21 protein-coding genes and 1 pseudogene are annotated in these 21067 nt (G+C 64.6%); 9 read left to right on the top strand and 13 right to left on the bottom strand.

What is annotated here, in order from left to right; all coding sequences use genetic code 11:
• Positions 1–9 precede the first annotated feature (9 nt).
• From CXY70_RS07130 to CXY70_RS07090, 9 genes are all read right to left on the bottom strand, one after another.
• On the bottom strand, positions 10–1695 hold the full coding sequence (locus CXY70_RS07130) for a long-chain-fatty-acid--CoA ligase (protein ID WP_104191695.1): 1686 nt from the start codon (positions 1693–1695) through the stop codon (positions 10–12).
• Positions 1692–2774 carry a low specificity L-threonine aldolase gene (locus CXY70_RS07125; RefSeq protein ID WP_104191694.1) on the bottom strand — a complete coding sequence of 361 codons (1083 nt, stop codon included), beginning with the start codon at positions 2772–2774 and terminating at the stop codon, positions 1692–1694. The genes CXY70_RS07130 and CXY70_RS07125 overlap by 4 nt, the downstream gene beginning before the upstream one ends.
• Before the next feature lie 16 nt (positions 2775–2790).
• Entirely contained in the window at positions 2791–3900 is a 1110-nt protein-coding gene (locus CXY70_RS07120; protein WP_199183394.1) for an ABC transporter permease, read from the bottom strand.
• The gene (locus CXY70_RS07115; protein ID WP_104191693.1) at positions 3897–4781 is read right to left on the bottom strand and encodes an ABC transporter ATP-binding protein; all 885 of its coding nucleotides are present in this window, start codon (positions 4779–4781) and stop codon (positions 3897–3899) included. Before CXY70_RS07115 ends, CXY70_RS07120 begins: the two co-directional genes overlap by 4 nt.
• 98 nt (positions 4782–4879) lie before the next feature.
• Positions 4880–5575, bottom strand: a complete 696-nt coding sequence (locus CXY70_RS07110; RefSeq protein ID WP_104191692.1) for a response regulator transcription factor — start codon at positions 5573–5575, stop codon at positions 4880–4882.
• Positions 5572–6903 carry a sensor histidine kinase gene (locus CXY70_RS07105; RefSeq protein ID WP_104191691.1) on the bottom strand — a complete coding sequence of 444 codons (1332 nt, stop codon included), beginning with the start codon at positions 6901–6903 and terminating at the stop codon, positions 5572–5574. The genes CXY70_RS07110 and CXY70_RS07105 overlap by 4 nt, the downstream gene beginning before the upstream one ends.
• Before the next feature lie 69 nt (positions 6904–6972).
• Positions 6973–8130 carry a hypothetical protein gene (locus tag CXY70_RS07100; RefSeq protein WP_104191690.1) on the bottom strand — a complete coding sequence of 386 codons (1158 nt, stop codon included), beginning with the start codon at positions 8128–8130 and terminating at the stop codon, positions 6973–6975.
• Positions 8131–8397: 267 nt separating this feature from the next.
• A complete protein-coding gene (locus tag CXY70_RS07095; RefSeq protein ID WP_104191689.1) occupies positions 8398–9066 on the bottom strand; it encodes an SDR family NAD(P)-dependent oxidoreductase in 669 nt (222 codons plus the stop codon).
• The gene (locus CXY70_RS07090; protein ID WP_104191826.1) at positions 9066–10466 is read right to left on the bottom strand and encodes a DUF6421 family protein; all 1401 of its coding nucleotides are present in this window, start codon (positions 10464–10466) and stop codon (positions 9066–9068) included. The genes CXY70_RS07095 and CXY70_RS07090 overlap by 1 nt, the downstream gene beginning before the upstream one ends.
• A gap of 118 nt (positions 10467–10584) precedes the next feature.
• On the opposite strand from CXY70_RS07090, the gene CXY70_RS07085 reads away from it, so the two are divergent.
• Genes CXY70_RS07085 through CXY70_RS07075 form a run of 3 tightly spaced genes read left to right on the top strand, consistent with a single transcriptional unit; the run spans position 10585 to position 13503 of the window.
• A complete protein-coding gene (locus tag CXY70_RS07085; RefSeq protein ID WP_104191688.1) occupies positions 10585–10776 on the top strand; it encodes a hypothetical protein in 192 nt (63 codons plus the stop codon).
• 2 nt (positions 10777–10778) lie between these two features.
• A complete protein-coding gene (locus CXY70_RS07080; protein WP_104191687.1) occupies positions 10779–12461 on the top strand; it encodes a multicopper oxidase family protein in 1683 nt (560 codons plus the stop codon).
• Between the two features lies 1 nt (position 12462).
• On the top strand, positions 12463–13503 hold the full coding sequence (locus CXY70_RS07075; protein ID WP_104191686.1) for a hypothetical protein: 1041 nt from the start codon (positions 12463–12465) through the stop codon (positions 13501–13503).
• Positions 13504–13711: 208 nt separating this feature from the next.
• Here the strand turns inward: CXY70_RS07075 and CXY70_RS07070 are convergent, their stop codons facing one another.
• Together CXY70_RS07070 and CXY70_RS07065 are read right to left on the bottom strand one after the other, a co-directional pair.
• The gene (locus CXY70_RS07070; protein ID WP_233205807.1) at positions 13712–14602 is read right to left on the bottom strand and encodes an amidohydrolase family protein; all 891 of its coding nucleotides are present in this window, start codon (positions 14600–14602) and stop codon (positions 13712–13714) included.
• Positions 14603–14775: 173 nt separating this feature from the next.
• Positions 14776–14913 carry a hypothetical protein gene (locus tag CXY70_RS07065; protein WP_369852140.1) on the bottom strand — a complete coding sequence of 46 codons (138 nt, stop codon included), beginning with the start codon at positions 14911–14913 and terminating at the stop codon, positions 14776–14778.
• A 94-nt stretch (positions 14914–15007) separates the two neighbouring features.
• Between CXY70_RS07065 and CXY70_RS07060 the strand changes: the two genes are divergently transcribed.
• Complete coding sequence (locus CXY70_RS07060; RefSeq protein WP_233205806.1) at positions 15008–15409, top strand: DUF3592 domain-containing protein; 402 nt, start codon at positions 15008–15010, stop codon at positions 15407–15409.
• Between the two features lie 68 nt (positions 15410–15477).
• Here the strand turns inward: CXY70_RS07060 and CXY70_RS07055 are convergent, their stop codons facing one another.
• Positions 15478–16251, bottom strand: coding sequence for a helix-turn-helix domain-containing protein (locus CXY70_RS07055; RefSeq protein ID WP_104191685.1), 774 nt, complete (start codon positions 16249–16251; stop codon positions 15478–15480).
• 125 nt (positions 16252–16376) lie between these two features.
• Between CXY70_RS07055 and CXY70_RS07050 the strand changes: the two genes are divergently transcribed.
• The 3 genes from CXY70_RS07050 (at position 16377) to CXY70_RS07040 (ending at position 17858) form a co-directional block, all read left to right on the top strand.
• Positions 16377–17177, top strand: coding sequence for a class I SAM-dependent methyltransferase (locus CXY70_RS07050; RefSeq protein WP_199183393.1), 801 nt, complete (start codon positions 16377–16379; stop codon positions 17175–17177).
• A 90-nt stretch (positions 17178–17267) separates the two neighbouring features.
• Positions 17268–17522: a hypothetical protein gene (locus CXY70_RS07045; RefSeq protein WP_104191684.1), complete on the top strand. Its 255-nt coding sequence runs from the start codon at positions 17268–17270 to the stop codon at positions 17520–17522.
• A gap of 39 nt (positions 17523–17561) precedes the next feature.
• On the top strand, positions 17562–17858 hold the full coding sequence (locus CXY70_RS07040; RefSeq protein ID WP_104191683.1) for a hypothetical protein: 297 nt from the start codon (positions 17562–17564) through the stop codon (positions 17856–17858).
• Between the two features lie 52 nt (positions 17859–17910).
• Here the strand turns inward: CXY70_RS07040 and CXY70_RS07035 are convergent, their stop codons facing one another.
• Positions 17911–19053 carry a cation:proton antiporter gene (locus CXY70_RS07035; RefSeq protein WP_104191682.1) on the bottom strand — a complete coding sequence of 381 codons (1143 nt, stop codon included), beginning with the start codon at positions 19051–19053 and terminating at the stop codon, positions 17911–17913.
• A gap of 73 nt (positions 19054–19126) precedes the next feature.
• Between CXY70_RS07035 and CXY70_RS07030 the strand changes: the two genes are divergently transcribed.
• Both CXY70_RS07030 and CXY70_RS07025 read left to right on the top strand, forming a co-directional pair.
• Complete coding sequence (locus CXY70_RS07030) at positions 19127–19963, top strand: SDR family NAD(P)-dependent oxidoreductase (protein ID WP_104191681.1); 837 nt, start codon at positions 19127–19129, stop codon at positions 19961–19963.
• A 191-nt stretch (positions 19964–20154) separates the two neighbouring features.
• A pseudogene (locus CXY70_RS07025) lies at positions 20155–21067 on the top strand (13E12 repeat family protein); the annotation flags it as partial.

Here is a 21067-nt window from a genome sequence, read left to right as displayed (position 1 = left end):
CTGCGCAGCTTACTTTCCCTGGAGGCGGTTGCGCACCTCGCGGCGCAGCACCTTGCCGAGGAGGCTGCGCGGCAGGTCGTCGACCTCCACGATGCGGCGCGGTACCTTATAGGACGACAGCCGGGTGCGGCAGTACTCGCGCACCGCGAAAACGTCGAGTTCGACGCCGGGCCGCAGCACCACGACCGCCACGACGTCTTCGCCGCCGTTTGGGCTCGGCAGCCCGACCGCGGCTGCGTCCGTGATGTCGGGATGCGAGAGCAGGGTCTCTTCGACTTCAGACGGCGACACGTTGAAACCGCCGGTGATGATGAGTTCCTTTAGGCGGTCGACGATGGTGATGAAGCCGTCGGCGGAGACCCGCACGATGTCACCGGTGCGCAGCCAGCCGCCGGGTAGCAGCACCTCGGCGCTCTCGCTCGGGCGATCCCAATAGCCGGAGAAGACCTGCGGGCCGGCTACGAGCAGCTCACCCTCCTCATCGAAGCCGCGTTCGATCGTGGGGTTCTCCGGGTCGACCACGCGGATATCGGTGCTCGGAAATGGCACACCGACCGTTCCGGGGCGTCGGCTCGGGCCGATCGGGTTGCCGGCGACGATGGGTGATGCCTCGGTCATGCCGTAACCCTCGACGAGCAGTCCGCCGGTGGCCGTCTCCCAGCGTTCCACGATGGACACCGGCAGGTTCATCGCACCCGAAATAGCAAAGCGGATGCCCGCGAGGCTCACTTTTTTCTTCGCCGCGGCCGTGACTAAGCGATCGTAGATCGGCGGCACCGCCGGCAGGAAGGTGGGCGGTGCGTGCCTGGCCGCGTCGAGCACGAGCTTCTCGTCAAACTTCGGAAACAGCACGAGGCGGGCGCCGATGCTCATCGCGAAGGTGAGGCAGAGAGTGAGGCCGTAGGCGTGGAACATCGGAAGAACACCGTAAACGGTCTCCTCACCGGGGCGAAGGCCTGCCACCCAGGCGGAACCCTGTGCGGCATTTGCGCGCAGGTTGTAATGGCTCAGGATGGCGCCCTTCGGGGTGCCGGTCGTGCCGCTCGTATACTGCAGCACAGCCGTATCCGTGAGCACAGGCCGCTGGTGTGTCGGGTGCAGTTTGCGGGCGCCCACGATCGACTCCCAGCTGATCGCGCCCTTTCCGGGCCCGGCGGTGAGCGAAGCGCGCGCGTCCTGCGCCTTCTTGATCGGCAGTTTGAGGGCCAGCCGTTTCGAAAACGGCATGGCACGCGTGAGGTCGACGGTGACGACATCCGCTACGCCCATGTCTTTGGGAAATGTGCGCACGGACTCATAGACCTTGTCCCAGACGATCGCGACGCGCGCGCCGTGGTCTTCGAACTGATGGCGCAGTTCCCGGTCGGTGTAGAGCGGATTGTGCTCGACCACGATGGCGCCGAGGCGCAGCACGGCATAAAAAGCGACGACGTGCTGCGGACAGTTCGGCAATACGAGGGCAACGCGGTCGCCCGGACTCACGCCAAGCTTGCGCAGGCCATTCGCGGCGCGAGAGATCTGCTCACCGAGCTCGGCGTAGGTGGTGCTGGAACCGAAGAAGTCCAGTGCGACGGCCGGCGCAAACCGCTTCGCCGAGGTCTCCATCATGTCGGTGAGGGTTTCGGTGGTCTCGGCGATCGTGTCGGGAACGCCGGGCGCATACGAGGCAAGCCACGGCTGGTGCTGGAAGGTCACGACAACTCCCGGATGATCGCGGCCACGAACGTGTCGATGTCGTCCTCGGTGGTGTCGAAGCCGCACATCCAGCGCACCTCGTTCTTGGTAGCGTCCCAGTCGTAGAAGCGAAAGGATTCGCGCAGCCGGTCGGCGACGCCGGCGGGCAGGGTGGCGAAGATGGCGTTTGCCTGGGTGGCCTGGTTGAAGGCCAGCCCGGTGATGGTTCCCTGGGCGAGCTCGGTCTCCAGCGCACCGCGCAGCCGAGCGGCCATGGCGTTCGAGTGGGAGGCGTTGCGCAGCCACAGATCGCCGTCGAGCAGCGCGATGAGTTGCGCGGAGATGAAACGCATCTTGCTGGAGAGCTGCATGTTCGACTTGCGCAAAAACTTCAAACCAGTGGATGCCGCCGGGTTCAACACCACGATGCACTCACCGAGCATCATGCCGTTCTTGGTGCCGCCGAAGCTGAGCACGTCCACGCCGGCATCGCGCGTGAAGGCGCGCAGCGGCACCCCGAGGCTCGCTGCCGCGTTGGAGATGCGAGCACCGTCCATGTGCAGCGTCATGCCTTTGGAGTGGGCGTGATCGGCGATCGCGCGCACCTCGTCGACCGTGTACGCCGTGCCAAGCTCAGTGGTCTGGGTGATGGCCACGACGAGCGGCTGGGCGCGATGCTCATCGCCCCAGCCCCAGGCCTCCTGGTCGATGAGTTCGGGGGTGAGCTTTCCGTCGGGGGTGACGACCGGCAGCAGTTTGAAGCCGCCGACGTGCTCGGGGGCGCCGCCCTCGTCGTTGTGGATGTGCGCGGTGGCCGAGCAGATAACGGCGCCCCAGCGTGGCAGCATCGACTGCAACCCGGTGACGTTGGCGCCGGTGCCGTTGAAAACGGGAAAGGTCTCGACGCCGTCACCGAACTGTTGGGCGAAGACCTCGTGCAACCGGGCCGTGTAGAGGTCTTCGCCGTAGGCGATCTGGTGAGCACCGTTGGCCTGGGCCATTGCTTCCAGGATTTCCGGATGGATTCCGGAGTAGTTGTCGGAGGCAAAACCGCGGGAGGACAGATCATGGAGTTGGGTCACTCCCCCATCCTCCCGCATTCGGCTGGCCGTCGCCTTACTTGTGCAGCGCCTCGCGCAGCGAGACGCGGGCGCCCATGCGCAGCAGCGCGTTGGAGTAGATGCGCGACCCGATCAAAATCACCACCATCGTCGACAGGGCCAGCACGATCAGGGAGAGCACGGGCTCCCACCATTCGGCCTGGCCGAGGAAGATGCGCACCGGCATCCCGACCGGCGCTGAGAACGGTACATACGACATGATCGCGAGCACGAGCGGGTTGTCGTTGAAGAAGATCACCAGAAAGTACGGGATCATGACGAGGAACAGCACCGGTGAGGTCGCCGAGCCCACATCTTCCTGCCGAGAGACCATCGACGCCGTTGCCGCATAGAGCGCAGCGAGCAGCACGAATCCGAAGGCGAAGAACACGGCGAACCAGACGATGGCCGGGCCGACATCGGCCAGCAGCACCCGTTGCCCGGTCACCGCCAGGCCGATCGATACCAGCAGGCCGATAGACACGATCTGTCCGAACGCCATGAGGCTGTTGCCGAGCACCTTGCCGGCCAGCAGTGCCCGCACCGAGATGGTCGACATGAGAATCTCGACGATGCGGGTCTGCTTCTCTTCGACCACACTCTGGGCGATGGTGGCGCCGAAGGTGGTTGCCGACATGAGAAAGATGATGCCAAAGCCGATGGCAACGAGGTAGGCGAGAAAACCGTCTTGCTCGGCCGGGTCGAGAATCTTTACATCGGGGCGCACACTCAGCGTGCCGAGAACATCGATCGGCGCCGAATCCAGTGCGATCACCGTGATGCCGAGCAGCGAATCGGCGCTGTTCGATGGCACAACGGCCGCGTCGACGGTGCCGTCGCGCACGAGTGCTTCGGCGCCCTTGACGGTGTCGGATTCGACGATATCAAAGGCTTCGGTCTGTTCGACGACGCTGATGGCTGTGCCGACCACGGCGACCTTGGTCAGGCTTTCATTCTGGCTGACCAGACTGCCGGCGACGACCGACGCCACGGAGATGAGTAGCAGAATGCCGGTCGCAATGAGAAAGGACTTGCTGCGGAGGCGTGCCGTGATCTCGCGGTTGGAGACCAGCCAGACGCTCTGGGCGAAGGTGGGCGCGGTGTGCACCGGGCGTGTGAAGCTCACGCGATGACCTCCTTGAAGATGGTGGCGAGTGACGGTCTTTGCTGGCTGAAGGTGTGTACCACGCCGAGTGCGACCGCACGGTGCAGAACGGCCTGGCTGGCGGCATCCGTTTCGGCTTCAAAAACGGCGAAGTCGCCATCGAAGTCGATCACGGTGATGCCCGGCTCTGACCGGATCCAGCCGGTGTCACCCGCCGTGCGAATCTCAAAGCGGGGGCTGCTGTGCTGCTCGCGCAGGGCCTCGCGGGAGCCGTTCGCGCGAATTTCGCCGTCGGCGATGATGACGAGGTCGTCGCAGAGCCTTTCGACAATATCGAGCTGGTGCGAAGAGAACAGAACGGGCGCGCCCTGGGCGGCGTAGCCGGCGAGCACGCTCATCACGACCTCCACCGCGAGCGGGTCGAGGCCGGAGAATGGCTCGTCAAGCACGAGAAACTCGGGGTCGTGCACGAGTGCGGCGGCGATCTGCGCGCGTTGCTGGTTACCGAGCGAGAGTGACTCGACGGTGTCGCCGGCGCGTGCGGTGAGGCCAAGACGCTCGAGCAGATCATCGGTATTGCGGCGAGCGGATGCCGGTGACAGGCCGTGCAGGCGGGCCAGGTAAACCAGCTGTTCGGCGACCTTCATCTTCGGGTAGAGGCCGCGTTCCTCTGGCATGTAGCCGAACCGGCGGCGATCGCTCGCGGTGACTGGCACGCCGTCGATAAGCACGGTGCCCTCGTCGGGCGAGAGCACACCGAGGATGATGCGCATCGTCGTGGTCTTACCGGCGCCGTTCGCGCCGACGAAGCCGGTCATGCGGCCGTCGCCGACCGTGAAACTCACGTCGGTGAGTACCTCTCTCGTGCCATAGCTCTTGGTGACTCCCCTGATGTCGAGCATTCCCCGCCCTTTCGTTGTGCGTGTCTTCACGGTAGCGCGGGGGCGTAAGCCCTCACATCCGCCTGGCGGGTGAACGCAGTCTCCGCCTGGCGGAGGAGCTACGCTTTGAGCGCGCCGCCTGGCACGATGACGCGGTGCTCGTAGGCGTAGACGACGGCTTGGATGCGGTCGCGCAGGCCCAGCTTCATCAGCACCTTCGAGACGTGCGATTTCACCGTGGCCTCTCCGAGAAAGAGCTGCGTGGCAATTTCAGCGTTGGCCATCCCCTGGGCGAGCAGTGCAAACACCTCGGACTCGCGTTCGGTCAGGTCGTGCAGTTCCCTGGGCGGGGCAGCAGCCAAAACGGATGCCCCGCCCAGGTTCACGCACCGCTCAATCACGCGCCGGGTGACGTCGGGGGCGAGCAGGGCGTCGCCACGGGCCAGCACCTGCACGGCCTCGATCAGCGCCTCGGGTGTGGAGTTCTTCAGGATGAATCCGCTTGCACCGTGTTGCAGTGCGGCAAAGAGATAGTCCTCGCGGTCGAAGGTCGTGAGCATGAGTACAGCGGCATGGATCGACGCGTCGTCGACGATGGACCGGGTGGCGGTCAGGCCATCGACGCCGGGCATCTGTACGTCCATGCAGATGACGTCGGGCTGAAGCGTTCGAGCCAGGACGAGCGCTGCGGCGCCGTCGGAGGCCTCCCCGACGACCTGAATACCCGGCTCGGACTGCAGAATAATGCGAAACCCGGCGCGCACCAGCGCCTGGTCGTCGACGAGGAGCACGCGAATGCCGGCCGGCTCGCTCATGCGTTCTCTCGCTTCGTGAGCGGAAACCGCGCGCGTACGAGGTAGCCGCCGCGTGGGCGACCGCCGAGGTGCAGATCGCCGCCGACGGCAGCGACCCGTTCGCGCATACCGCGCTGGCCTAGCCCGGTCGTGGCGCTGGTGGCCTCCCCGGAAACGCCGCCCGGCAGGACCGTCGCAAATTGTCGCCGGGGGCCGACTCCGTCGTCGGTGATCTCAAGCTCGACGGCATCCGTTTCGTAGCGCAGCCGCAACTCGGTGCTGACGCCGGGGCCGGCGTGTTTGCGGGTGTTGGTCAGGGCTTCCTGGGCGATGCGATAGATGCTCAGGCCGATGATCGCAGGAATCGCCCGTTCGTCGCCGACGACCGACAGGCGCACGGGAACGCCGGCGGTGCGGCTTTCGTCGGCGAGTTCACCGAGCTGGGCGATGCCGCGGGTGCTGTTGCTCTGGCTGGTCGGTTCGGCGCTCTGAGTGTCGTCACCGCGCAGTGCGCCAAGCATGGTGTGCAGCTCGTCGACGGCGCTGCGAGCGCTCTGTTCGATGATGGTGAGCGCGTCGGCCGTCTGATCCGGATCGCTTGAGAGGATGCGGCGGGCCGCGCCGGCCTGCACGCCCATGACCGACACGTGGTGGGCGACGACGTCGTGCAGCTCGCGGGCAATGCGCACGCGTTCCAGTGTGATCGCCTGGGCGGCGCTGCGTTCGCGCTCGCTGGCGAGCTCGGCGGTGCTGTTCTCCAGTGCGGCGTTATTACGGGCGGACTTCCATGCGGATTCCCCGAAGTACCAGGCCGCACCGAAGTAGACCAGGTTGATGAAGACCTGCAACACCCCGAATGCCGCGTAGGGCGAAAAGAATCCGTCGCGCGAGAGCTCGGGCATCATGGTCATCTGGTTGGCTTGCACCATGATTTGCGCGAACAGCCAGATGAACATACCGGCGACGATTGCGACCCGCACCCATTTCGCGGCAACGCGGTGGCGGCTCCAGGCTCCGACCGAATAAATGGCCAGGTAGAGGCAGATGTTGGAGAAAAGCATGTCGCTCGCCGCGAGCATTGCGCCAGCGGCGAAGACCACGGATGCCGTTATGGCTACAATTTCGGGCCACCGACGACGCAGCGCGAGCGGCAGGCTGATGAGCGCTACCCAGAGCGCCACTTGCCAGACCGGCGCTTCGGTGAAGACGCCGGCGCTGCGAGTGAGCGACACGCTCAGGGCGGTAGCGCCGGCGAGAACCAGCGCAACCCACAGGTCTTTACGCAGGCTCGGCCCGCTGGGGCTGGGCCTCTGCCACTCGTCGCTGAGGGGGGAGTCTGCGGTGCTCATGACTACACGCTAGCGTGCACAGAAAAGGGGCGTGGCCACTTGGCTACGCCCCTTCACGTTGTCGCGGAGTTACGCGAGCGTGCGTCGGCGACGCACGACGATGAGCGCGGCACCGAGCAGAAGCAGCAGCGCTGCAGAACCGATCGGCACGATGGGATCGACGCCGGTGGCGGCGAGGGTCTTCGTGATGTTGAATGCGACGGCCTGAACGGCGCCCGAGGACTGGCCCGAGACGACGAGGGTATGCGAGCCTGCCGCAAGCGCACTGAGCATGGCGCTGCTCAGCACGACCTGCACCTTGCCATTGATGACGGGGAACGTGCCGACGAGGGTCGGCGTCGAGTAGGCGTAGACGTCAACGAAGCCGTCGGCGGCGGCCCAGTCCACGGTGGCCGTGTAGGGCTTGGTCACGTCGAGGCCGGTTGCCGGTAGGCCAGCCGATGCCGCGGTGCGCGTTTCGACGCGGGCCGCGGTGAGGAATGCGGCGAGCTCGGCCGAGGTGGCGACCGGGGCCGCGGCGGCGGGAGCCTGGGCAGCGGGCACGGTGGCGACCGGGGTGGTGGGAGCCTGTTCAACGGGCACGGTAGCGACCGGGATGGTAGCTGCGGTCACGAAATCAGTGTGTGCAGATACCCGGGCGTCCTCGACGCCATCGAGGGTAGCAACGATCCCGGCGACAATCTGCCGACCTACTTGAGTCGCGGGCACGGTAAACGTAGTGCCGGTTACGCCGTCGATCCCGTCTCCGGTCTCGCCATTGCTCCATCCCCAAAAGTACGCGAGCTTTGCGCCCTCCGGCCAGTCGTTACCCGCCGTGACCGTGAGCACGCTGCCGACGACTGCGGAGCCAGAAACAGAGACGCTGCCCTCGGACATGGGTGGCCGTTCGACACGAACGAAGGCAGAGGCTGCCACCTCAGAAGTATCAGACAGGGTTCCGGTCACCGCGACGTAGATGTGGTCCCAGCGCTGAGCTTCGGTTGGAGCGAACGAACTTGAGGTCGCACCTTCGATGGGCTCGCCCGATGCGTAGCGCCACTGATACGTAAAGGTCGTCCCGTGGTCCCAAGTACCAACGTCAAGGGTCAGGGTTTTCCCGATGATCGGGTCGCCGATGATGAAAGGATTACCTTCGATGGTGACCGGGCCGGTATCACCTCTGTTGGCACTGGCAGGCGCGGCGAAAAGCGTGCCGAATGCGAGTACGGCCGCGATCGTCAGGGCCACGGCAGACCCTCGGTATCGAAAACGAGAACGTGCAAAAGTCATTGGAGCCAATCTTGATGTTGGGACGTGGGAGTCGCGCTGTTGGCGAACCGCTGGTCGAAAAAAGCTGATCGTGGCGGGGAGTCCGGTTATGCGCTGGCTCAAGTTCTGGCCACGAGGCATTGTGGTGCTGCAAGGATCCCCACGTGCAGCTTATGGAACACACACGGTGCAGAAACGCGTTTCGGCCAGACTGGGGGTGAAGAAAGCCTGCGACCTGAGCACGCGTCAGGTTTTGGGGTACTCCGACACCAGCACAACCCGACTGCCATTAGCGGATGCTGCCGCCTCGTCCCAGAGCCCCGTCACGCGGGCAGCCAGCTCGGTTTCGAGCCCGTCGAGCGACTGTACGACGAAAATCACCGCCGCGGCGGTGTCACCGGCCTTCGCGAATCCCACACCGACCGCACGCACCCAGGTTTCGGCCGCGGACTTCGCCGCCGCATAGTTCGCGCCGCCAGCAGCTGGCCGGTCGACCGACACGCTCGACACGATGGCGAGGCGCCCGGCGGGCGAGGCCAGCAGGTCGGCGTTGAAGGCCCGAGTGGTGTTGCGCAGCGTGGTGACCACGTGGGAGTGCAGAAAATCCCAGTCCTCGTCGGTCTGACCGGTGAGGCCCCCACCGCCGCGCCAGCCGCCGACGAGGTGGATGAGCCCGTCGATAGGCGAGAGCTGAGCGGCCAGGGCAGTCACTGCGGCAAAATCTGCCAGGTCGCACTCATACAACGCAGCGTCCGGCGCGACGGCGAGCACCGACTGGAGGCGTTGGAGATTGGAGCCGACGGCGACGACGTGTGCGCCGGCATCCGCCAGGGAAGCTGCGACGGCCAGACCGGCCGTGCTGGTCGCACCGGCGATCAGCACGGTGCGGCCAGCGACGGCCGGGCTGGCATTCATCAGTCGACCGCGCTGCCGGTGATGCCGGCCGTCGACTCGATGACCGTGCGCATCTTCTTCTCGAGCGCCTCGAAGAACATCGACAGCGGAAATTCGTCGTCGAGAACCTGGTCGGTGTACCCCTTCGGCGAACCGGCGAGCACCTCGTTCGAAAGCCCGCGGGCCCAGGTGGAGGCCGGGTTCGGCGTGAGGGTCTTCGAGATCATCTCGTAGGCCGCGAGCCAGTGCGCCTTCTTCGGTCGGTCGATCGACGCCCAGTACAGCTCGTCGATCTGCGCTCCGAGCGCGATGACCACCTCGGGCACGGCGTCCCAGTCGAAGCTGAGGCGGGTATCGGTCCAGTGCAGCACGCCGTGCTGGTGCATCCAGGCGAACAATAACTGACCACCGAGGCCGTCATAGTTGCGCACCCGGTTGCCGGTGATCGCGAACCGAAAGATGCGGTCGAAGATAACCGCGTACTGCACCAGTTTCGCGTGCCGACGCGCCTCGGGGCTCGCCAGCTCACTGCCCTCGATCGTGACCGATTCGCGAAAAGCCGTCAGGTCGCAGCGCAACTCCTCAAGGGAGTAGAGGAAGAACGGCATGCGCTGCTTGATCATGAACGGGTCGAACGGCAGATCCCCGCGCATGTGCGTGCGGTCGTGGATGAGGTCCCACATCACGAAGGTTTCTTCGGTGAGGTGCTGGTCGCCCAGCAGCAGGGCGGCGTCGGCGGGCAGCTCGAGCCGGGTAATCTCGGCTGCCGCGCGCACGACTCGGCGAAAACGGGCGGCTTCGCGGTCGGCGAAGATCGCCCCCCAGGTGAACGTGGGAATCTCGCGCATCGCGACCGTCTCGGGAAACAGTACGGCCGAGTTGGTGTCGTAGCCCGGGGTGAAGTCGAGAAAACGAATCGGTACGAACAGCTTGTTCGTGTAGCCGGCTTCGAGTTCGCCGATGAATTCCGGCCAGGTGACCTCGATCAGAACGGCTTCGACCAGGCGGTTGGCGCTGCCGTTTTGCGTATACATCGGAAACACCACGAGGTGGCGCAGTCCGTTCACCCGGTGCTGCTGCGGCTGGAAGGCCATCAGGGAGTCGTAGAAGTCGGGCACGCCGAATCCGTCTGACGCCCAGCGGTCGAAGTCCACGATCAGGGCCGCCAGATAGGCGGCGTCGTGTGCGAAGTGCGGCGCGAGGTCGTGGAGGGCTGCGGTGATGCGCGCAACCGAGACGTCAGCATCCGCGTGCCGTTCGGTGTCGGTAATCGATCCGTTCTGCGACTGCACAGCCTGCAGCGAGGTCGCAGCTGCCTTGAGGCTGAGCCAGGAGGGGTGCTGCGCGAGGCTGTCTTCGAGAACCTCGGGCTCTCCGACCAAAGCGTTAGCTACGTGTGTTTTTTCAACAGATATCGACATGGGAACCTCCGATTCGAATGAGTGCCGCGGTCGCAGCGGGCGTGCCACTTCAGAATATCGGGTGATGCGCGGCGTTTTCTTGCGATTTCTCGCAACGAATCATCGCTCCTGAGGCGTAATGGCGCTTGAATTCACCGCGGCAGGCCGAATGCTGAGAAACGACGACGGTATTTCGATTGCCACACGTAAGCATGGCAACGGGGCAGTTCCCGAGCGTGCACACAAACACCACGCCAGCGCGCAAGGTTTCCACAAGGCCGCTGCGGCATTCTTCATCGTGGATTCATTTCGACGCACCACTCTGGAGTGATCATGACAACACGTAGGGAACTGCTGCAGTTGGGCGCACTCGGTGCCGTCGGCGCGATGGGCACCCTCGGCATGGCCAGGTTGTCGGACCCTGTCCCCACCCCCAGCCTGCTGGCGCCAGCGAACATGCCGGTTCCGTACGCGGGTGTATTCCGCCGCCCGCCCGATCTGGTGCCGTATGCCACGGGCTTTGATAATGGCGACCCGTCTCGGCCATTCGCCAAATTCGCCCTCACCGAGAGGCTGGCGCAGGCCCAGCTCCTTCCGGGACTCTCCACCACGCTGGCGGGCTACAACGGTATTTTTCCCGGCCCGACCATTCGGGTGAGGCAGGGCACCCGAACCGAGATACGCATCCGTAACGCTTTGCCGGCAACGGGGCTCCTGCACCCGGCGGCCTTCAACACCGTTACCCATATGCACGGCTCAGCGTCGTTGCCCCAATACGACGGGTACGCCAACGACTTCACTGCCCCGGGCAAAGTCAAGAACTACCAGTACCCCAACTGGCAGTCCGCGCGCACGCTCTGGTACCACGACCACAACCACCTGGTCACGAGCCAGAACGTGTATTCAGGGCTCGCGGGGTTCTACCCGATGTCGGACCAGTACGAGCAGGCGCAACTGCCGCAGGGCGAGTTCGACGTGCCGCTGATGATCTCGGACGCAATGTTCAACGCGGACGGCTCCCTGGGATTCAACGACAACGGCCACGCGGGGCTGTGGGGTGACGTGATCATGGTCAACGGGGTACCGTGGCCGACGATGAAGGTCAAGCCGCGCATCTACCGCTTTCGAGTGCTCGTGGCCTCGATCACTCGCTCCTATCGACCCACACTGTCCACCGGTGACCCGTTCTACGTCGTCGGCACCGACGGAGGCATGACGCCCAAGGTGGAGGCCGTGCAGTCCTGGCGGCAGGGCACGGCGGAGCGCTATGAGATCCTGATCGACTTTCGCAAGTACAGGGTCGGCCAGATGATCGAGATGCGCAACCTGAGCAACAAGAACAACGTCAACTTCGCCAACACGAACAAGATCATGCGGTTTCAGGTGGTGGCCGACTCGGGTTCCACAACAGGGGCGATCTCCGCCATCCCCACAACGCTCGACGACGGGGGCTCGGCAAACCCCGAGCGTGGTGGCCTCGACGTGATGAAGCTGACCCCGGAGATGGCGGTAGCGAAGCGGATACTTCGAGTGCAGCGCCAGGGCGGAGAGTGGACCATCAACGGGGAGACGTGGGAGGACGTTGAGGCATCCGGGTTCTCCCGGTGCTTCGCCAGCCCCCAGCCGTACTCCGTTGAGCAGTGGACCATCACGAACGAGTCCGGAGGCTGGTTCCACCCCGTGCACATTCACCTGATCGACGCCAAAATCATCGCCCGAAACACCAATGGCGGCAAGCCATTCCCGTGGGAGGGTGGGCCCAAAGACGTCTTCTATGCGGGAGAGAACGAATCCATCACCGTGCTGATGCAGTTCAACACCGGTCCCCACGCCGGCGGGCGATACATGGTGCACTGCCACAACCTGGTGCACGAAGACCACGACATGATGGTGCAGTTCTCGGTGGGGGATTGGCGAAACAACGACCCGGTCACCTCGGACTATCCGATCGTCGACACCACCCCCATGAATTCCTATCCGCCCGTGTACCGGCCGGGGTTTGCGACGGGAACCTAAGATGAACAATCTCACCAAGATTGTTACGGCGGTGCTTATCGCGTTCGCACTGAGCGGATGCACTGCAGTGGCGTCACCCCCTACAACCGCTCCCGTTCCGGCCGGCCTGATCGGCGATGCTGAGACGGGTACCGATGCGGGCAACGACCGGCCTACCGTGACCTACGACGGGCTGATGGTTCGACGCCGGGTGGCGATCGCAATCCACTCGACTCCCGACGCTGATCTCGCCGCGCTTCGCACGGTGCTCGATGATGCGGCGAATCAAAGCCAGATAACCCTGTCCGACATCTCTCCCGACGTACTCGACCCCGCCTCGCTTGAGCACCTCGTGCCGGAGCTGATCGTCGTCCTGCCGATGGGGGGTACCGTTGCCGAAGCTGGCGAACTGGTCAACCGAGCGTACTTCCAGGACCCAGTGGTTGCCGGGGTGGACCATTACCACGTCGCCGAGGTCTTGGTACACGATCTCCGGTTCGCGGTTCGGGCGACCAGCCCTGCTGCACTGGAGGAGTCCATCGCCAGGGAAGGCATCTTGTCGGACGCGCTCGGCAACTACTCCACCACCCTCCGCACTGGTGAGCTCGACGTGACCTACACCGGCCCGTTACTCAGCGATGATCTTATAAAGTCCGTTCAAAACGGCATCGCCCGCGCGGCGCAGACCAAGCTGGAAGCCGTCACCGTTTCCCCTCGCTCGACCGCCGGCGTCGGTGTGGACATGGCAAAGGAACCAGCGCCGGCGCCGGCAGCCACCGAAGCTGCTTCGGACCATAACCACGACGCCGCGCCCGATGATAGCGACGGACGCATCGGATCGGGTAATGGCAGTGACGACGTTACCGACGCTCCCGATGACAGCGACGGACGAGGTGAAGGCAGCAACTCCGGCCCCGGCGTCGACGACACGGTCGACGACAGCGGCAGCTCGGGCCACGGGACCAATTCGGGCCACGACGCCGACGAGAACAGGGGCAACGGCAGCCAGGACGACTCCGATAGTGGCGACTCCGGCAACGAAAACGAAAGCAAGGACGACTAGCGCCGGGATGCTTTCAGCTGGGCGATCAACTCAGATGAGTCGGTAGCCCGCTCCGCGCACCATCCAGGCAGGAGGAGCTGGACCAAACCGTATATTTCTCCTAATGGGCCTGGTGGATCTGGTCGGTGGCCTATTGGAAGCTGACCGGAGGATCAATGAATTCACCAGTCCGAGCTCGGTGAGCACCCGAAAGTACATGCCCGGCGTTTTATTCGCCGATCAACCGCAGACCGTTGTACCAGCAGACGGCGCGCAGCCAGTCGTCATCGAGGCGCGGCTCTCGGTCGCGCAGGCGTTCGAGCGACTCCAGCTGGTGCGCGTACGGGTACGGGATATTGGGAAAGTCGCTGCCCAGCACTACCCGGTCGGGCAGATCGGCCAGCCGTGGCAGCAGCGTGGGGTCGAACGGCGCGAGTTGCTCGAAGAAATCGGTGAAGGCCATGGTGGTGTCGAGGTGCACCCACGGATAGCGCTCGGCGAGATCGAGGAACTCGCCGTATTCCGGGGCGCCGAGATGGGCGACGACGGCCGTCAACAGCGGATGCCGCGCCAATACCCCCGCAAGCTTGTCCGGCCCGGTGATACCCGGCCGCGATACCGGCCCGCTGCCGACATGGATCACGACCGGAATCCCGGCGTCTGCGAGCAACCCCCAGACTGGGTCGAGCACCGGTTCCCGCAGGTCGAAGGCGCCGATCTGCGCATGGATCTTGAACACCCGAGCGCCGCGATCGAGGGCGGACTGCACCTGCCCGAGCACGCCTTCCTCCGGGTAAAACGTGGCACTTGGCACGCAATCGGCGTGTTCAGCGGCCAGATCGAGCGAGAAATCGGTCAGGGAAGCCGCCATGCCCGGGCGATGCGCATAGGACAGCGCGGTAAAACGGCGCACACCCAGCCGGCGAATCGTCGCCAGCCGGGACTCCTGGTCGTCGCGGTACTGGATCGGCCACTCCTGACCGATCAGCGGTTCGATCTCGTCGAAGTGGGCCCAGACGCGCCGCAGCATCCGCTCTGGGAGAAAATGGGTGTGTAGGTCGACCAGTCCGGGCAGGCCCAGGCCGCGCCACCACGCCGGTACCTCGTTGTCGAGCATCATTGACCCCAGTGTGTCAGACCTTGACAGGCGGCTGCCCCAAGCCTATTTTTTGCGGCGAGAAGCGGTACCGAAATGAACACTCTGACGGTCACCGTCGCGCCCAACTTGTGACGACCCGCTGACGTGCCCTATTTCAGCAGCGTCATGCAACCGCTTACGGCATTACAAATTCCTTATGAGACCCAGATCGATTCCCACGCACCGGCATCAGCGTGAGCGGCCAAACCACTCATCGTTGCCCACTGCAGAGCCGGTTCGATTCCGACCAGATCGTGTCGCCAGCCCTGAGGTACAAAGAGTACAAATCGCATGGTTTGAGCCTAGAGGCCCGTCGGTGCGGAGCTAAACGATACGCTTTAGCCATCGGGGTATGCGCCGCGAGCAGACGACAGAAAACGGACGGCGGTGGCAGTGCACGCGCTCGACTTCGCCGGCATCATTAGCGAGATTCTCACACTCGTCGGCCTCATCATCGGAGCGGTCCTGTATATCATCGGACTGTCCGTACGCGGCATTAGTGGCCGCTGGACTCGCACGACCGCCGTAATCGCCGCGTCGGGGCCTGCCACGGTCATCCGCTGGTTTGATAACGACGGCGATGTGCACGAGTGCCCAGCCGACACCCACGAGACGCAGAATCTGGTAGAGGGCGATGACGTGCGCGTCTGGTTTCGCAATCGCCGGCCCGAAAAGTGCCGCACGCACGACCCCGACCTCGACGGCAAGGGCCTGCGTCTGATCGGCCTGGTGCTGCTCGGCATTGGTGTTCTCGCCGGTATCGCCGGTATCGTGCTGATGTTCCTCTGAGGCATCCCGGTTGGGGATCAAAGCGGTTGCCTGTGGCGCGACAGGGGCTCAGAGGTTTTCCGACCCCGTCAGGTTTCTGGAAGCCAAATGGTTACGCGTATCCCTTCGTCGGGGAGGCGCAGTACTTCGTAGCGGCGCGCAATGGTCTCGCCGTCTTGGGTGCGTAGGTGCTTGAGCGAGGCTCGTCGGCGCTCGACGATGTGCTCGTCCCACCACTCCCCGAATAGGGGGCTCTGCTCGCGCAGCTCAGCGACAAGCGCCTTCAACTCGGTGTCGTGAAGGTTGTCGGCGTTGGCCGCGCGAAGGTGGGCGACGGCTCCGCGCGCAACTTCCTCCCACTCGACGAAGATCTCGCGCGCCCGATCTTCAGTCATGAGGTAACGACACGTATTTCGCTCCCCGGACGGGAGATCGGCAAATCCGTCGTAGAGCGCCAGGCCCTCAGGATTCGCCGCGACCATGTTGCTCAGCCGGTCGAGTGCGTAGGCGGGGTTCGGCCGGACGGCCTCGACCAGAGCCGCCATGCGTTGGCCGAGTGCGAGCTCATCTCCGCGCGCACTCCGGGGCGACGAGGTAGCCGCGCGGAGACGGTAGAGATGCTCGCTGGCATCGACGTTTAGCTGGAGCGCGCGGGCGAGCGCATCTAGCACCGGGTCGCTGGGATGTGTTTCTCGTCCTTGCTCAAGGCGCGTGTAATAGTCGACGCTGATGCCCGACGCGGCCGCCACTTCTTCGCGGCGCAATCCAGCTACCCGGCGGCGGTTCGCACCGGCGTTCGTCAGAGGTTCCAGTTCTGCGTCGCTTCGCCGTGCCCGAAGGAATTCACCAAGCTCATTGGGCATCAGTCGGTCTCCTCTGCATCCGCCAACAAGGGTGCGGCGCTCCTAGGAAGATTACGGCCTTCTCTCTCCCCGGCTGGCTCGCCAAACTGAGTCTGCTGAGACCCATACGAATTGAAGGAGCTTCCATGACGATCTACACGCACGGTTACCATGGTTCCGTTCTCCGATCGCACCGTTCTCGCACGGCAGAGAACTCCGCCGCTTACCTGCTCCCGCTGCTGAAGCCCACGGACCATCTGCTGGACATCGGCGCCGGCGCCGGAACGATCACGGCCGATCTCGCCGGCCTGGTCGCGCGCATCACCGCCACCGAGATCGACACCGCCGCGCTCGATCTGACCCGGGCAACAGCGAACGAGCGAGGCGTGACCAATATCGATTTTTCGCCTGCGGACATCCACGCTCTAGAGTTCGACGACGCCACCTTCGACGTAGCCCACGCGCATCAAGTGCTGCAGCACGTCGCCGACCCCGTGCAAGCATTGCGCGAGATGGCGCGGGTGACCAAGCCTGGCGGCATCGTGGCGGTGCGCGACAGCGATTACGCCGGCTTCTGCTGGTGGCCGCAGATCCCGGCTCTCGATAGGTGGCTTGAGCTGTATCGCGCTGCTGCGCGAGCAAACGGTGGTGAGCCAGACGCTGGACGCCGCTTACTTTCGTGGGCTCACGCCGCTGGGCTCGAGGAAGTCACCGCTACCTCGAGCACCTGGTGCTACTCCACTCCCGCAGAGCGAGCCTGGTGGGGAGGCATGTGGGCCGACCGCATCCTCAACTCGGCGATTGCAGGGCAACTCATCGAATCGAGACTAGCAACATCAGAGGATCTCCAGGAGATCAGCGACGCGTGGAAAGAGTGGGCCGCGAGCAAAGACGGCTGGATCTCCGTCCTCCACGGCGAACTGATCTACCGCGTGGTCCCCACGTAACCTCCATGCCCTGTAACCCATGGGATACGAGACGGTGGGGTCACTCTAGAGTCTCGATCGCCGATCGGAAGTTTTGATATTTCCGATAACGTGAGCATCGTCGCGTATGAGTCGGATCCGGTAAGTGGACTGGATGGCCAGGCAAACGCTGAAGTATGGGAAACCATTAGCGCGGACAACGGTGGCGGGGGTGGCTTTGACTCGCACAATATTCTCCGCTACGCGAAGTTGGCTAACTCACCGGCGGGCACACCCCAGAGGGGAAACCATCTCGGCCTTTTCTTCGGAACAAAGAAGGACAGTATTATTACCGACTATCAAGGAATCGAGATGAGACTGACCTGAATTCGCAGGCTTGCGTGGGGGCAGTCTGCGGATGGCGCGATGGCGCGCATTGAGCTGCTGCCGGGTGTCACGTCCTTGAACGGCTTCACTCGAGTTGGGTCAACCTTTGTAGACATAGGCTCCGGCGGCGAGAGCCAGGGTTTGCGCGGCGTTGCCCGCCCGAGCGTTGCCCCGGTCGTGCGCGTGGAAATCAACATGTTTACACGACCGGAGACTCCGATACTTCCCGCCCGGTCGAAGGTCGCCAGCGACAGGGTGCTGGTCACCTATGTCCGCGCCGCAGCAGATGCGCCCCTGCCGACGTTCGTGCGGGCGGGTCGCGCCGCAGGAGCCTAGCTTCGTGCTTCGTGCTTCGTGCTTCGTGCTTCGCCAGCCGTAGACCGTCAGATCAGGCCGGCGTAGCGGATGCCGCGCGCGGCTTGGCCCATCCGCTCGCCACCGCGGTCACCGCGATGGTCACGAGCGCTCCGAGCAGCAGGGCCGCAGCCTCCCCGGGGGCGAGCACGCGCAGCTGGGTGCCGATCGTGGCGGCCGCGATCGGAATGCCGAGCTGGGCGGCCGAGAGTATTCCAAACGACAGCGGGAGGCCCAGCACGCGCGTGGTCGCGTGGGTGAGCAGGGTAGCGACGCCGAGCACGAGTCCGAGCGCGATCATCCGCGGCTGGTCGACAAGGTCACCCAGGGCGAGGGAGGTGCCCAACCAGACGAAGAAGAGGGGGCCGAAGAATCCGTCGGCGAGGGCGAAGAGCTGCCGGGCGAGGCGGCGCGGTTCGCCGACTGCCGCGACGGCGAGGCCGAGCGCAAATCCGGCCAACATGACCGAGACATGGCTGAATACGGCGACCGCGGAGAGTGCGAACAGAATGGCCAGCTGGATGCGCAGCTCGAGCGCGAACTTGCGGTTCTCCGACAGCTTGTGCAGCCGCAGGCGCGAGCCGTTACGTTCCAACCAAGCCAGCACGACGTAGAGCGCCACGGCCAGCAGTGCCACCAAGGCAGCGCCGAGGGCGGCACGGCCGGCATTTGGCGGGTCAATGGCCAGCGGCAGCGCCACGATCGCGGCGATATCGGCGATCGCGACCTGCGCCGTGAGCTCGAGCATCGATCGGCCGCGCAGCCCCAGCGAATGGATGAGGGGCAGAACGAGCGCGGCCGACGAGGAGGCGAGCAAGACTATATATAGGAGCGCATGATTTGTGCCGAAGATCATTGCGATAGCCACGCCGAGGGCGATCGCGGTGAGCGTCACCAGAATTGCGCGCACCAGGCCGGCCGACAGCGCCGCACGAATCGCGCCGGAACGAACGGGCACGTGCGTGCCAGCCACGAACATGATCAACGCGAACCCGACATCCGCTAAAAGGGTCAGCGTGGGGTTGGTGGCGTCGATGAGATTGAAACCGGTGCGGCCGACGATCACACCAGCACCGAGCTGACCGATCACGACGGGAATGTTCCACCGGCGCGGTGTCGCAAGCAGCGGCCCGAGCAGTGCGATCACGGAGATGATCGCGAGGGTCTGAAAGTCCATACGCACCTCCCCGATTCTGCCGCTGGCCCGAGCGTAGTCCCGCAATAGAGCGCGCAGGCGGCATGATGGGGGTATGAGTCGAACCGTCGCCGGAGCCCGCGTGCTGATTACCGGAGCCGCCATGGGAATGGGCCGCCTGTATGCCGAACGCTGCGTCGCTGAGGGGGCGAAAACGGTCATTATGTGGGACCGCGACGGTGCCGCGCTCGCCCAGGCCGCCGCCATCCTGTCTGAACGTTCCTACGGACGCACGCAGGTCGTCCCCTACGTCGTCAATATCGCCGACCTCGGCGCCATCGCGCAGACCGCGCAGCGGGTGCGCACCGAGATCGGCGACCCCGACGTGGTCATCAACAACGCCGGAATCGTGCGTGGCAAGTATTTCTGGGAACACGACAACGGCGCCGACACCCGCCCGACCATGCAGGTCAATGCGCTTGCCCCGATGTACATCACCCGCGAGTTTTTGCCGGCGATGATTGCGAGCGGATACCGCGAGTCACGCATCGTGAACATCGCGTCGGCCGCCGGCACCCTCAGTACCCCGCGTATGAGCGTCTATGCCGCCTCGAAAGCGGCCATGATCGGCTGGAGCGATTCGCTGCGGCTGGAACTGGTGCAGCAGGGACACGGCCATGTCAAGGTGACAACGGTGTGTCCGAGCTACATCGACACCGGAATGTTCACGGGGGCCCGCGGGCCGCTGCTCACCCCGTTGATGACGCCGGAATACGTGGTTGACCGGGTCTGGCGGGCGATGCTCGCTGGCAAGCCGCAACTGCTGTTGCCGTGGACGGTGAACCTGTCGAAGGTGCTGCGCGGGGTGCTGCCGTTGGCGGCCTGGGACGCCGTGGCCGGTCGCGTTTTCGGTGTCTACCGGTCAATGGACCGCTGGGTCGGTCGCGGGTAGCTGCCCAATTCGCGGTAGGGGGTCTGCTCCAGACAGACCGGCACTGGCGTCGAATTCTGCGCGTTGATCACCTTCTCCAACGCGAACCGGTCTCGAAACACGAAAAATGGCCCGAATGTAATTTCGTACAGAAATCCAAAAGTTACTGAGAATTCCTCGACTTCAAGCCATAGTTTTGGTAGAATCAAAGCATGAGCCAGAGCGGCGACACCCCCCAACCGGGCTTTGTCGATTCCGACTTCGATTCCTACTTCGACGACGTTTGTGAGGGGGAGTTCGTCAAGTGGTCGTTTTCGGCTGAAGACCGCGCATTCTTCGACGCGTTCCGGCTGCAGTGCCTGTCCGATTGGCAGGCCGAAGACGAAGCCGAAGCCGAAGCGGCGGCACAGGCCGCCGCCGCTTCACTTGCGGTGAAGTTTCGGCAGGACGTGCAGCTCGCCGACGGTCCGACCATTCCGGCCGACCTCGATCTCGCCGAAGTGTTCGCCGCCGTCCCGCCCGAGCACCTGTTCGACGAGAACCTCCGCGAGGAGTTTATCTTCGCCGAGTACAACGCTCTCCAGCACCACGCCGACCCGTGTGTCGCCGACCTGTCCTCCGCCGATCCGTCCTCCGCCGATCCGTGCGCCGCCGATCCGTGCGCCGCCGATCCGTGCGCCGCCGATCCGTTCGGTCCTGTCCCGTTCGACTCGGCTGCCGCTGACTCAGCCGCGCTTGACGTGCTCACTGACGCGAACCCGTTCCAGCACCGACAGGCGCAGTTCGTCAACCGGGTGCTTTATCTCGAGAGGGTCATTGCCTGGGCACAGGCAAGCAAAGCTGAGGTTCTTACTGAGGCGTGGGATCACACCACCAACACCGCCGAAACCGGCCGGCCGCAGGCTGGGCCCGGTCGCGAGCACGATTGGGACGCGACTTTCGCGGCTCAGCGGGGCTTGGTCGCGGAGATGGCGTGTGCGCTGCGCATCCCGGCCGGCACCGCGTCAGGTCTCCTGCAGGAGAGCCGGGTGTTGGTCGAGTCCCGCCCGCAGACCCTCGATGCGCTGCGGGCCGGGGACATTTCCCTGCGGCATGCGCGGCGGGTGCTCGACCAGCTCGACTCCG

Origin of the sequence: Cryobacterium sp. Y82 (assembly GCF_002929495.1) — a bacterium.
GTDB lineage: Bacteria > Actinomycetota > Actinomycetes > Actinomycetales > Microbacteriaceae > Cryobacterium > Cryobacterium serini.
The sequence above is the reverse complement of the archived record's forward strand: the minus strand, read 5'-3'. Positions and strand labels throughout refer to the sequence as shown.